The 12,716-nt window shown below is 68.3% G+C and carries 12 protein-coding genes; 7 read left to right on the forward strand and 5 right to left on the reverse strand.

Features of this window, described 5'->3' with window-relative positions; all coding sequences use genetic code 11:
• Positions 1–82: 82 nt before the first annotated feature.
• A complete protein-coding gene (locus HOV77_RS34210; RefSeq protein WP_290870425.1) occupies positions 83–1,222 on the reverse strand; it encodes a hypothetical protein in 1,140 nt (379 codons plus the stop codon).
• A gap of 273 nt (positions 1,223–1,495) precedes the next feature.
• Between HOV77_RS34210 and HOV77_RS34215 the strand changes: the two genes are divergently transcribed.
• The 5 genes from HOV77_RS34215 to HOV77_RS34235 all read left to right on the forward strand — a co-directional run bounded on the left by HOV77_RS34215 (position 1,496) and on the right by HOV77_RS34235 (position 6,141).
• Positions 1,496–2,020, forward strand: a complete 525-nt coding sequence (locus tag HOV77_RS34215; protein ID WP_290870427.1) for a hypothetical protein — start codon at positions 1,496–1,498, stop codon at positions 2,018–2,020.
• Between the two features lie 200 nt (positions 2,021–2,220).
• On the forward strand, positions 2,221–3,537 hold the full coding sequence (locus tag HOV77_RS34220) for an extracellular solute-binding protein (protein WP_290870430.1): 1,317 nt from the start codon (positions 2,221–2,223) through the stop codon (positions 3,535–3,537).
• Positions 3,522–4,331 carry a sugar ABC transporter permease gene (locus HOV77_RS34225; protein ID WP_290870433.1) on the forward strand — a complete coding sequence of 270 codons (810 nt, stop codon included), beginning with the start codon at positions 3,522–3,524 and terminating at the stop codon, positions 4,329–4,331. Before HOV77_RS34220 ends, HOV77_RS34225 begins: the two co-directional genes overlap by 16 nt.
• On the forward strand, positions 4,328–5,131 hold the full coding sequence (locus tag HOV77_RS34230) for a carbohydrate ABC transporter permease (RefSeq protein ID WP_290870436.1): 804 nt from the start codon (positions 4,328–4,330) through the stop codon (positions 5,129–5,131). The genes HOV77_RS34225 and HOV77_RS34230 overlap by 4 nt, the downstream gene beginning before the upstream one ends.
• Positions 5,128–6,141, forward strand: coding sequence for an ABC transporter ATP-binding protein (locus HOV77_RS34235; protein ID WP_290870439.1), 1,014 nt, complete (start codon positions 5,128–5,130; stop codon positions 6,139–6,141). Before HOV77_RS34230 ends, HOV77_RS34235 begins: the two co-directional genes overlap by 4 nt.
• Before the next feature lie 50 nt (positions 6,142–6,191).
• Here the strand turns inward: HOV77_RS34235 and HOV77_RS34240 are convergent, their stop codons facing one another.
• Both HOV77_RS34240 and HOV77_RS34245 read right to left on the reverse strand, forming a co-directional pair.
• On the reverse strand, positions 6,192–6,347 hold the full coding sequence (locus HOV77_RS34240; RefSeq protein WP_290870442.1) for a hypothetical protein: 156 nt from the start codon (positions 6,345–6,347) through the stop codon (positions 6,192–6,194).
• 48 nt (positions 6,348–6,395) lie between these two features.
• Positions 6,396–7,277, reverse strand: coding sequence for a helix-turn-helix transcriptional regulator (locus HOV77_RS34245; protein WP_290870445.1), 882 nt, complete (start codon positions 7,275–7,277; stop codon positions 6,396–6,398).
• Between the two features lie 59 nt (positions 7,278–7,336).
• Here HOV77_RS34245 and HOV77_RS34250 point away from each other — a divergent pair, with 59 nt between their 5' ends.
• Positions 7,337–8,722 (forward strand): MFS transporter, encoded by a 1,386-nt coding sequence (locus tag HOV77_RS34250; RefSeq protein WP_290870448.1) that lies wholly within the window; start codon positions 7,337–7,339, stop codon positions 8,720–8,722.
• Between the two features lie 23 nt (positions 8,723–8,745).
• Entirely contained in the window at positions 8,746–9,483 is a 738-nt protein-coding gene (locus tag HOV77_RS34255) for a PIG-L deacetylase family protein (RefSeq protein WP_290870451.1), read from the forward strand.
• 209 nt (positions 9,484–9,692) lie between these two features.
• Here HOV77_RS34255 and HOV77_RS34260 read toward each other — a convergent pair whose 3' ends face one another.
• Together HOV77_RS34260 and HOV77_RS34265 are read right to left on the reverse strand one after the other, a co-directional pair.
• A complete protein-coding gene (locus HOV77_RS34260) occupies positions 9,693–12,446 on the reverse strand; it encodes an AAA family ATPase (protein WP_290870454.1) in 2,754 nt (917 codons plus the stop codon).
• A 95-nt stretch (positions 12,447–12,541) separates the two neighbouring features.
• A complete protein-coding gene (locus tag HOV77_RS34265) occupies positions 12,542–12,679 on the reverse strand; it encodes a hypothetical protein (protein WP_290870457.1) in 138 nt (45 codons plus the stop codon).
• Positions 12,680–12,716 lie beyond the last annotated feature (37 nt).

The following is a 12,716-nucleotide window of genomic DNA, read 5'->3' on the forward strand; positions in this document are numbered from 1 at the left end:
CACCTTGACCAGGAGGGCAGAACCCGGGTCCACAGTGTGTGGGTCGACAGCGACGGGATGGCGTGCGCGGACGCAAAGGCGTTCAGTGGCGGCGTGTCTGACCAACAAGAATGAGAATGGCAAGGTACAGCGAGATCATCCCGTTGTTGTCAACGATCGCTTTCCAGATCTCCGGATACCCAACCCGCAGGACCATGCTGGTGATCAGCAACAAGCCCGCCACCGAAGTTACGTTCGTGACCTGCTGAGCGCGCTCGATCGACGGCAGGCACAGGCGCAGTTGAAATAGCAATGACTCAAAGAATCCGAGCGTTTCGCTGTCGACTACCGTCAACCCGGAATTGCGCTCAACTTGGCTGTCCGGCGGTGGCTTGTAGGCCAGATCCTCCGAGCTGGACGTCCGATCGAACGCGGAGAGCGCATCAACGAATTCGGCAAATCTTGTGTGCTCGGCAGCTAACACCATCGCGCCGGTCTTGTCACTGGTAGGCAGCCGCTCAAGCGTGCCGCCGAGCCCATGGCGGGCGATCTGGGCGTCGTCGATCGCAGGAGCAAAGCGGCGGTAGGCGTCAAGTAGGCCGATGGCGTTCGGGAGGCCGGCGGCTTTCGCGTAGTCGATCGCGGGCCTGAAGCGGCCGATGGTCGTGGCAAGGCCCGAGATCCCGGCGTAGTCGACGGCCGGGGCGAAGCGGCGATACGCATCGAGTAGACCCGAAGCCTTCGCGTCCTCGATCGCGGGACCGAGGAGACCGACCACGCCAGGAAGGCCAGCGGCCTTCGCACCGTCGACGGCCGGGGCGAAGCGGCGATACGCATCGAGTAGACCCGAAGCCTTCGCGTCCTCGATCGCGGGACCGAGGAGACCGACCACGCCAGGAAGGCCAGCGGCTTTCGCGTAGTCGATGGCCGGTTTGAACATACCGACGGCGTTAGCCACGCCCGACATCTTGGCGAACTGGGCGGCAAGGCCCGCCGTCGCCGACTTCGCGCCAAGCAGCTGGCTGAATTCGCGGACAGATTTCTTATGCTGGCCAAGGAACCTATCTCCGAGGTCAGAATTAGTCTCCAGGAAGGCCTCAGCCAAGGTCAGCCTTGCGGGCCTGACATCCGAAGCATCGTCACTATCAGCCTCGTCCGTAGTACCGACCACAAGCCCGCCACCAGCCGGTACCGCGTCATGGGCAGGCGGACGCTGTACCGGCCGCGATTCAGAGCTACGCACGCATTCAGGATACCAACCACATCGACTAAGTGCCACATTTTAAACTGATTTGCCTCAATGCGTGCGGGGTGTCGTCACGTTGGATCACGCCTGTACGCCATTAGCGGGTCGTTAGACGGCTCCGCTGAAGATCGCGAATGATCATTGATCGGGGACCTGGGTGTTACGCCTGAGCGGGCGTTTGCGGGCATCTCGGTCGCTTGATCGAGTTCTTCTGAATTGGCGGTGCCACCCCGCAGCCTCTGATGGTGAGAGTGAACTACGGTGTCGCCCGTGGACGCCTCCGACTGGATCACCCTCGGCGCAGTCATCGCCACGCCGGTCACGGCGGCGCTCAGCATCATCTTCACCCATCGCGGCAGCCTTCGGTTGCAGCGAGACCGCCACAACCACGAACGTCAGCAGCGCCTTACGGGTCGGCGAATGACGCTCTACATCGATATGGCCGAGTATGCGCGAGACCTCGAAGCGCGTCTTCCATACATGGCGGACGAGATGGGGGTCGAATCGACACCCGGGCCTCCAGAAGGTCTCGTCAATGAGTTCCGACTTGACGCCCGCGTACAGGTGATCGCCCCACCGGGACTGGTGGACGCATGGACCGCTTTTCGCACGGCCGATAAGCGCGTGCAGTGGGAGGGCCTGGAACATCCCGACGGAATAGACCCGTACGGGCAGCCCTATCTCAAGTGGGATGGACCGGCCCTCACACAGCTGAGATCTACGCTGTCCGCCCTTCAGGCGTCCCTGCGAGAAACCGTGCAGTCGGAGGAGCGCGGTGAGGCCCCGAGTGTCTAACTGGGTGACAACCGGGCCGGACACAGGCGGACATCAGGAAACGATGACGGGCGATACTGCCTGCTAGCGCCGTACATCCAATGAGGTCGTTGATCTCCGGCAGTTGACAGCTATGTAAACGATTTGGACACTTGCGTCAGCCCGTTTGACAAAACCCCCAACAGGGTACCGGCGACCGCCGGAACGACCTAGGGAGTCCAATGACCAACGAGGCAAGAGCTACCCGTCGCGCGCTGCTTCAAGCCGCGCTGGCGGCGCCGGTATTGGCCGCGTGCGGTGGGGTGTCCACTAGCGGCACCGGCGGCGCGGGTTCGGTGAACTTCCTCTCGACCCAGTTCACGCCGGTCGAGGAGCGCCAACGCTTCGAAAAGATCCTCGCCGACAAGGTGACCAGCGCCAAGGTGGGCTACAACCCGGTCGACAACGCCACCTTCGCCACCACTCTGCGTACCCAGGTGGAAGCCGGAAAGGTGCAGGTGAACCTGGTCGGCGGTTTGCACGGTGACCTGGCGCCGCTGGGTGACAAGCTGATGGACCTCGACGACCTGGCCGGCTCGCTCACGGACCGCGGGTTTGCCGCGGACCTGATCGAGCTGGGCAAGCTCGGCGGGACCACCGCGAAATACATCCCCTGGATGCAGGCCACCTACATGATGGCCGTGAACAAGAAGGCGTTGCAGTGGCTGCCCTCCGGGGCGGACGTGCAGAAGCTGACGTACGACCAGTTTCTCAGCTGGATGACGGCGGCGAAGGCGGGCAACGGCGGCAAGCCGGTGTTCGGACTCGGCGCCGGGCCGAAGGGGCTTTACCACCGGTTCTTCCAGGGTTTCCTGCTGCCGAGCTTCACCGGCGGGCAGATCACGACGTTCCGCAGCGCCGACGCGGTGACGGCGTGGGAGTACATGAAGGAACTGTGGGCGCAGACCGCTCCCGCGTCCACCAACTACGACTTCGTTCAGGAGCCGTTGCAGCGGGGCGAGGTGCTGGTCGGCTTCGACCATGTCGCCCGGCTGGCGACCGCGCCGAAGGACAAGCCCGACGAATGGCTCATGGTGCCCGCGCCGAGCGGGCCGAAAGGGCTGGGCTACATGCTGGTCATCGCCGGGTTGGGCATACCGAAGGGTGCGCCCGACGCCGACAAGGCCAAGGAGGTCATCCGCACGCTGACCACTCCGCCGGTCCAGACGGAAGTGTTGCGGCAGAACGCGTTCTTCCCCGTCGTCAAGGGTGATCTGCCGGGCGACCTGCCGGCCGCGATCGGGCTGGAGGCCAAGGCGGTCGCCGCTCAGCAGTCGGCCTCGAACGCGATCGTGTCGCTGCCGCCCGTCGGGCTCGGGTCGAAGGACGGCGAGGTCAGCCAGATCTTCAAGGACACGTTCAAGGCGATCTGCCTCGACGGCAAGGCGGTGAAGGCGACGCTCGACGCCCAGGCGACCAAGCTCAACGCGATCCTGGACGAAGCCAAGGTCGCCTGCTGGAAGCCCGATCCCGCCGGGTCGCCGTGCCGGGCCGCGTGAAGCTGCGCGGGCCGCTCCTGCTCATCGCGCCCTCGCTGATCTTCCTCACGGCGCTGTTCGCCTGGCCGCTGGTCGCGGGCCTCAGCCAGGCGAACGGCGCCGACATCCGGCGCATGCTGGACGACGCGTACTTCTGGCCGGCCGCGCGCAACACCGCGCTGCTCATCGTGGTGCTGATCCCACTGCAGTTCGCGCTCGCGATCGCCATGGCGCTCCTGCTCCGCGCCCGCCCGCGGTTCGCGGGCGTCTATTTCTACATCTGGGTCATCCCGCTCGCGATCAGCGATCTGGCCGCGGGCCTCGTCTGGCTCGCCGTGTTCACGGATCGGGGCTACCTCAACTCCGCGCTGAGCCAGCTTCACATCGAGGGATACGCCTGGCTCAGTTACCAGCATCCGGTGACGATGTTCTTGGCGGTGGTGGTGGCCGAACTCTGGCGATCGACCTCACTCGTCTTCGTCATCGTGGTGGCCGGGATGCAGAGCATTCCGCGCGACTACGACGAGGCCGCCGCGGTCTTCGGGGCGAACTATTGGCAGCGGCTGCGCAAGGTGATCCTGCCGCAGCTGCGGCCGAGTCTGCAGGTCGCCCTGATTCTCCGGACGATCCTGGCGCTCGAGACGTTCGCCGTCGCGCAGGCGTTGACCGGGCGCAACATGCCACTGCTCGTCGGGGAGACGTATCAGTGGTATGCCGTGTTGCAGAACCCCAACGTGGCGACCGCGATCGCGCTCGTCATCCTCGCGGTGTCGCTGCTCGCCGCTTTCGGCTATCTGCGGGCGTTGCGCTCATGAGGCGGCATCGGTTCGGGCTGCAGCTGGCCTGCGTCGCCATCACGCTGTTCTTCGGCGTACCGCTGTATCTGATCGCCCTGGCCGCCTTCTCGAGCCGCGAATCGCTCGACCGCTTCCCGTTGCCGCTGCTCCCGACGGACCTCTCAGCCGAGACCATCACGACGTTCCTCGGCTCGACCGGAGTCGTCGGCGGCTACCTCAACTCACTGATGGTCGGACTCAGCACCGTCGTCCTGGCCCTCGTCATCGGCGTGCCCGCCGGGTACGCCCTGGCCCGCCACGCGTTCCGGGGACGCGACCCGTATCAGCTGTTCCTGCTGCTGACCCGGGCGCTGCCGATCGTCGTCCTGTCGGTGCCGCTGGCCCGGATCTTCCTGCAGACCGGCCTCTACGACACGACGTACGCCGTGACGCTGCTCCACACCGCGTTGGCGTTGCCGACGACCGTCCTCATCACCTCGGCGGTCTTCGTCGGCGTACCCCGGGAGCACGAAGAGGCGGCTCAGGTCTTCGGAGCGTCGCCGGCGCGCGCCTTCGCCCGGGTGGTCCTGCCCCAGGCGCTCCCCGGTATCGCGGCGGTCGCGATGTTCACCTTCGTCTTGTCCTGGAACGAGGTTCTGGGCGCGACGATCCTGACCCTCAACCAACGGACGCTGCCCGCGCACGTGCTGACCACGCTGTCGGACTCGCCGCTGGCGTACCGCTTCGCCGGTGGCCTGGCGCTGATCCTGCCCGCGATCGTCTTCGTCGCGGTGATGCGCCGCTACCTGCTCAACATGTGGGGGACTACGCTCCGATGAAGATCACGATCAGCGATCTCGTGAAGACCTATCCGGGCCAAGCTCGGCGGGCCACCGACGACGTGTCATTGGAGATCGCCGACGGCGAATTCCTCGTGCTTGTCGGCCCGAGCGGCTGTGGCAAGACCACCCTGCTGCGAATGGTCGCAGGGCTGGAGACACCCGACTCCGGCACCATCCACATCGGAGACCGCGACGTCACCGGAGTGGCCGCCCGCCACCGGGGCATCTCCATGGTCTTCCAGTCGTACGCGATCTTCCCGCACATGAAGGTACGCGACAACATCGGCTTCGGCCTGGCCATGCGCAAGGTGGACCCGGCCGAGATCCGCCGCCGCGTCGACCAGGCGGCGGAGCTGTTGCAGCTGACCGAGGTGCTCGATCGCCACCCCGCCCAGCTGTCGGGCGGCCAACGGCAGCGCGTCGCGGTGGCTCGTGCCGTCGTCGTCGACTCGGGCGTACTGCTGATGGACGAGCCGCTGTCCAATCTGGACGCGCTGCTGCGATTGCAGTTCCGGGCGGAACTCAAGAAGATCGTCCGCGAGATCGGCACAACCACTCTTTACGTCACGCACGACCAGGCGGAGGCGATGTCGCTCGGCGACCGGGTGGCGGTCATGCGCGACGGCCGGATCGCCCAGCTCGGCCCACCACTGGAGGTCTACGACGCCCCGTCCGACCAGTTCGTGGGCGGTTTCCTCGGCTCGCCACCCATGAACTTCGTCCCCGGCCCGGCCCTCGGCCACGCCTCGGACGTCCTGATCGGCGTACGCGCAGAGAAGGTCGCGGTCGGCACCGAGCGAGCCGACGACGCCCGCCCGGCAACGGTGGAAGTCGTCGAACCGACTGGGGCGTCGATGCTACTCACCGTCCTGATCGACGGTCACCGCCTCAAGGTCTCCGCGCCGCCGACCTTCACGGCCACGCCGGAGCAGCAGATCTGGCTCCGATTCGATCCCACGTCGCTGCGCTTCTACGACCCGGAAACCGGCCTCGCCCTCCTCCGATAGTGAGCGGGCGGCGTCCCGTGGAGGACGCCGCCCGCATTTGTCGGTGGGGGTTACCAATAGTGGCGACGGCCCATGACCGGCCGGCCGACGGCACCGAGCAGGTACAGCACCGCGCCCACGATCAGCAGAATGATGCCGAGTGTCTGCAGGATGCCCACGTGCAGCAGCCAGCCCAGGAGAAGCAGCACCACACCAGCGATAAGCATCGGATCCTCCTTCGAAGTCGACGATGGAGTACCCGAAACCGGCGATCGCTACACGAAGACGAGCTCTTGGGACTTCGGCAGCACGATCTCGTCGGGTGTCACCGAGGCAAGCTTCTCCATCCCGGCCTGGGCCGGCGCGTCCATCGGGGTGTAGACGCTGAACCGGACCTTGCGCTGATCGCCGAGGTACGCGTGGACGACCTCCGCGTGGATCGTGCCGACCACGTCGTGGTGCAGTGTCTTGAGGACGCCGTCGAGGCTGGCGACCTCCTGCCGCCGCCAGATCTCGGCGAACTCCGGTGAGTGCGCCTCGACGAGTTTGACCAGCCGCTGCCATCCCGGGTCGGCGACGTCGGCCGCCATGGCGACCCGCATCTTCGCGACCAACCGGGGCGCGGTCTCCGTCCAGCCGCCGATGATCGTGCGCATCCGCGGGTTGGCGAAGAAGAGCAGCAAGGAGTTCTGATACTCGTCGGGCAGCTCGCGGTAGTCGCCGAACATCGCCATGTAGGAATGGTTCGACGCGAGGATCTCCCAGCGGGGACCGACGACCACTGCGGGATACGGTCCGACCTGGTTCAGCATGAGTTCGACGGCCCGGCCGACCTTCGGCTCCCGGGTGGCCGGGTGTGGCTCGTTCAGCTCGGCCAGGGTGAACAGGTGCTGGCGTTCGGCGTCGTCCATCCGCAGCACCCGGGCGACCGCGCCGAGCACCTGCGTCGAGACGTTGATCGAGCGGCCCTGCTCCAGCCAGGTGTACCAGGTCACACCGATGCCGGAGAGCATCGCGACCTCTTCACGCCGCAGGCCGGGCGTACGCCGCCGCAGGCCGTCGGGGAGACCCACCATTTCGGGGGTGGTCCGCTCCCGGCGGGATCGAATGAAGTCACCGAGGGCTTGTCTGCGCTGCTCTTCCCTACCCTGGTTCACCCAGTAACAGTATCACCGGGCTCTAGGTACCAGGCTTGAGCGCGTACCAGGGTGATCGTATGACCACTGCGACGCTTCCCGCCGCCACCGCCGCCACCCGGCCGGCGGCACCGTGGCGGGCGCTGCCGATCCTGTTGCTCGGCGCTTTCCTGCCCATCCTCGACGCCTTCATCGTCAACGTCGCCCTCCCGACCATCGGGCGTACGCTCAACGCCGGTCCGGCAGCACTGGAGCTGACCGTGTCCGGCTACGGCGTCGCGTACGCCTGCACGCTGGTGGCCGGAGGTCGCCTCGGCGACCGCTTCGGCCGCAAGCGGATGCTGCTCGTCGGCATGACCGCGTTCACCGTCGCCTCGGCCGCCTGCGGGCTGGCCCCCACCGCTGGTGCGCTCATCGCCTTCCGCATCCTTCAAGGGCTGGGCGCGGCTCTGCTCTTCCCCCAGGTACTGGCCTCGATCCAGGCCGGCTTCGAAGGAGCCGACCGGCAGAAGGCCCTCGGCCTGTTCGGATCGATGGCCGGGCTGGCCGGCGCGGTCGGCCAGATCCTCGGCGGCGCGCTGCTCGCCTGGGATGTCGCCGGGCTCAGCTGGCGGCCGTTGTTCCTGATCAACGTGCCCGTCGGGATCGCCGCCGTGGTGCTCGGGCGGCGGTTCGTGCCCGAGACCCGGGCTCCCCGCGCCGCTCGGATCGACGTGTGGGGCGCGCTCCTGCTGGCCGCCACCATCGCACTTCTCCTACTACCGATCACCCTTGGGCGTACCGAGAAATGGCCATTGTGGACGTGGTTGAGCCTGGCCGCGGTCGTGCCCGCCGCGGTGGCCTTCTTTGTGACCCAGAGCCGGCAGGAGCGGCGCGGCGGTAACCCGCTGTTGCCGCCGAGCCTGCTGACCCTGCGTCTGGCCCGGCGCGCGCTGCTCGCGATCCTGCTGTTCGCCACGCTCATCGGCGGTTTCCTGTTCACCGTGGCGGTCACGCTGCAGATCGGGCACGGGTTCGGGCCGATGGCCGCCGGGCTGGCGATGGGACCGTGTGCGGTTACGTTCCTCTATGTCTCGCTGCGCGTCGGCCGCTGGGTCAGCCGATACGGCGTCCGGGTGCTCATCGGCGGCGCGCTGATCTTCGGCCTGGGGATCGTGGGCTTCGCCGCCGTCGTCAAGTACGCCGACCACCTGAATGTCGTCGAAGCGGCGATGCCGTTGGTCGTCGTCGGGGTCGGCTGGGCGATGGTGCTGTCCCCGGCGATCGGATTCGTGCTGGCGGGCCTGCCGGCCGACCGCGCCGGACTGGCCGGTGGCGTGCTGTCGACGGCGATGCAGCTCGGGCTCGCGCTCGGCGCCTCGCTTCTCGGCTCGCTGCTGTTCGCGACGAGCCAGCTGGTGGCGTTGGGCGCTTGTCTCGTTCTGGCGGTCGGCACCGCGATCGCTTACAGGCGCATGCGCTCATGATCGCGCGGAATATGCTGGCGACCATGAGTTTCCCACCGTCAGCACCGCCGATCGAGGACGTCAAGAAGGTCCTCTGCGTGTTCGCGCACCCCGACGACGTCGACTTCGGCAGCGCCGCCACCGTGGCGCGCTGGGTCGCCGAGGGGATCGAGGTGGCCTACGTCCTGGTGACCCGGGGTGACGCCGGCGGCTTCGACAACACGCCGCGCGGCGAGATGCCGGGCCTCCGCGAGGCCGAACAGCGGGCCGCGGCGGCGGCGCTAGGCGTCACCCAGGTCGAGTTCCTCGAAGGTTACTTCGACGGCAAGGTCACGCCGTCCCTGGAACTGCGCCGAGACCTGGTCGCGGCGATCCGCCGCCACCGCCCCGACCGTATCCTCACCAGCTCACCGCTGCGCCGGTGGGAGCGGATCTCCGGGCCCAGCCACCCCGACCACCTCGCGGTCGGCGAGGCCCTCACCTGCGCGGTCTATCCCGACGCTCGCAACGAGTTCGCGCTGCCGGAGCTGCTGGCGGCCGGGCTGGAGCCGTGGGTCGTCCGCGAGATCTGGTACTCGGGCGGGCCCAACCCGGACCACGCCGTCGACGCCACCGACTACTTCGACCGCAAACTCGCGGCGCTGAACGCGCACGCGTCCCAGACCCGGCACATGGAAGACCTCGAGGGGATGCTCCGCGGGTGGATGGGCACCACTGCTCAAGCTGCTGGTATGCCTGAGGGGCAGGTCGCTGAGGCGTACACGATCATCCGGACCGAATAGCTTCGGGCAGCTCTGCTGCACGTTCGGGCGGCTGCACGTTCGGGCGGCTGCACGTTCGGGCGGCTGCACGTTCGGGCGGCTGCACGTTATCCGGGATAACGCGGTTATTTTCGCTCGCGAAGCCGCGTTATCCCGGGATAGCGCGATCGGCCGCCCGGGCGCAACAGCCGCCGGGATAACGCGATCAGGCCCCGGAGATGGCGCAGGCGTCAGCGGGTGAGCGCCCCAGCGACCTCAGTCCGCGAGGAGACCCCGAGCTTGTGCAGAATGCTCGAAACGTGGACGGCCGCGGTCTTCGGTGAGATATAGAGCCGCCGAGCGAGCTCGGCGTTGGTCAGCCCTTCCGCGACGAGCAGGGCGACTTCGCGTTCCCGGGGAGTCAGCGGCACGACGCCGTTCTCGGCCGCGCGGCTGTGCGCCGGGGCCAGGCCGAGCTGGGCCCGGACCTGGTCGAGCTGAGCGACGCGCCAGCCACCCCACCGGCTCAGCAGGTCGGCGGCTTGGTCGGCGAGCTTCGTCGCCTGGGTGGTCTGGCTGGCGGCGAGCAGCCGCCGGGCGGCGAGTGTGTGCGCCGTTCCGCGTACGCTCGGAGGCAGGATCGCGGAGTCGAACACCGCCCGGTAGCCGCGCAGGGCGCGGTCGTCGTCACCGGCCAGTTCGGCCAGTTGCGCCGTCACCAATTCCCGCCAGTCGTCCCAGAGCTGGCCGTCCAGCATCACCTCGCCGAGATGGCGTACGCGATCGCGGGGCAACCCGGCGTACAGGGCCGCCGTGATCAGGTCGTGCGCCTGCTCACCACTACGCCAGGGCTGCTGGGCCAACGCCTCCAGCACGGTGTCGAGCAATTCGATCGCGCGATCGTCGCCGGATCGGCAGGCGAGGTGGAAGTCCAGGCCCGGCAGCACCAGCGGGGACAAGCCCGGCTGCGATCGCAGTTCGGCCAGGATCGCCGTGACCCGGCGGAGTTCACCGGCCTCCAGACTGAGCCCGGCGAGGAAGACGGAGTGGTAGTCGGCCCGGCGACCACGGAAGGCGTAACCACGGTCCCGCGTCCGCCCCTCGTCGAGGGCGGCGATCCCGGCGGCGAGGTCGCCCTCCCGCATCGCGATACGCGCCCGCCCCTGGAAGTACGCCGCGACGGCGAGCGACTCGAAGCCGGCCCGCTCGGCGTCGACGCGCATGCGTTCGAGCACTTCGGCCTGGTCGGCGAGGGACTCCGACGGCGGCATCTGGACGAGGTTGTAGAGGGCGCGGGCGGCCAGCACCCACTCCCCCAGCTTCTCCGTCTCGTCGATCAATCCGGCCAGGATCGCCCGCCCCTGTTCGGCCGTCGCGGGCTGCTCAGCGAGCGTGGATCCCTTCTCCACCAAGGCGGCCAGGCGTACGGCGGGCAGGTCGAACTCGGCCGCCAGCGCCAGCGCCCGGTCGGACCACAGCAGCGCTTCGTCGACCCGGTCGCGGAGCATGGCCGACTGGGCCACCGCCGTCATCGCCCGCGCTTGGTCGGCACCCGGTGGCAGGGTCGCGATGAGCTGCTCGATCTCGGTCGTCCAAGCCTCCATGCCGGCGGTGTCGTCGGACTCCCAGGCGAGCCGGATGAGCAGGTAGAGCGCGTCGGCCCGATCGGTCGACGTGGTGGCCAGATCCCGCCACTTCCGCGCGTACTCGGCGGCGTCGTCGAGGAGCCCGGCGAGCCAGGCGGCGCGGGCGGCCGCACTGAGCAGTTCGAGGTCGTCGCCCTCTTCCTCCAGGCCCATCTCGGCCAGCTGCAACGCCTGGTACGCCGACCCGATGGACAGGTAGAGGGCGGCCCCGCGGCGGGCCGCCGCCACCATGTCGTCGTAACGTCCGGCCGCCTCGGCGTGATGTGCGACCAGCGCCGGGTCGACCTCGTCCGCCGCGAGCAACGCTTCCAGCGCGGCCTCGTGCAGGCGGCGACGCTGGCGGCCGAGCATCTGGCCGGTGATCGCCTCGCGAAGCAGCGCGTGCCGGAAGGTGAACTCGTCTTCGCCCGACTCCACCAGCACACCGCGCTGGACGAGTTCCCGCAGGACGTCGATCAGCTCGTCCTCGCCGGCCCTGGTGACCGCCGCGAGCAGGTCGAACGGGATGCGGTGACCGAGGAGGGCGGCCGCCTCGAGGATGCGCTGCCCGGCCGGGTCGAGGCCGGTGGCCTGACGGCGGAGCACCTCGGCGAGGCTCCACGGCAGGGGCTGCTCGCTGACCGCCTCGAGATCCTGCCCGGCGTACGCCCGCAGCAGCTCTTCCAGGAAGAAGGGATTGCCGCCGGTGCGGTTGTGCAGCGTCACCGCGGTCCGGTAGGAGACCGGCCGGCCACCCGCGATCGCCAGCATCGCTGCGGTCTCGGCCGTGGTCAGCCGCTCCAGTCGCAGGTGCGTCACGGCGTGCCGCCGCTCCATCCGCTCCAGCAGCGCCGACACGGGATGCCGGCTGGTGACCTCGCCGGGGCGGTAGGTCCCGATGAGCAGGTGAGCGCCGGGGCGGTCGGCGAGGCGCTCGAAGAGAGCGGCGCTCTCGGAGTCGGCCCAGTGCAGATCCTCGAAGACGAGGACGGAAGGCGCGTCCCCGACGAGCCGGGAGACGATGTCCAGCCCGGCGTGCAGCCGCTCGACCGGGCTGCGGCCGGGATCGACCAGCGCGGCCACCTCGGCGTCCACGCCGAGCATCCCGCGCGAGGCCAGCCGGCCCGCTCCGTCGATCGCGTCCAGCAGCAGCTCGTAAGGGCGGGCCAGCGAGCCGGGCTCGGCGTGGCCGACCAGCACGACGGCGCCTTCGGGCAGGGTGGGCAGGAATTCCTGGATGAGCCGGGTCTTGCCGATGCCGGGCTCACCGCCGACGATCGCGACCTGCGGACGGCCGGACGCGACGAGCCGCGTCAATTGACGCAGCTCGTGATCTCGGCCGATCATGCTCTGGCTGGCACCGTCGCGCAGGAAACGCACGCCACCAAGATACCGGCGAGGTGGGACACGCCCTAGAGCGTTGTGAGCCGCCCCTCGGTGGAGGAGCGGCTCACAGCACACGGTTTCCGGCGCGATCACTTGTGTGATCGTTCCGCGCGCTTCGTCCGGCTTTTGCGGGCCCGGGCGAGGACGCGGCTGCGGTCGGCCTCCGCGATCAGTTCCTGCTGGTGGAGCTTGGCCATGTCGAACAGGGTGTCGGGCGAGGTGAACATCTTCGGCTCCTTGGTGGTGTCTGTTCTTTCGTCACCA

This window comes from Hamadaea sp. (genome assembly GCF_013362815.1).
Taxonomy (GTDB): Bacteria; Actinomycetota; Actinomycetes; order Mycobacteriales; family Micromonosporaceae; genus Hamadaea.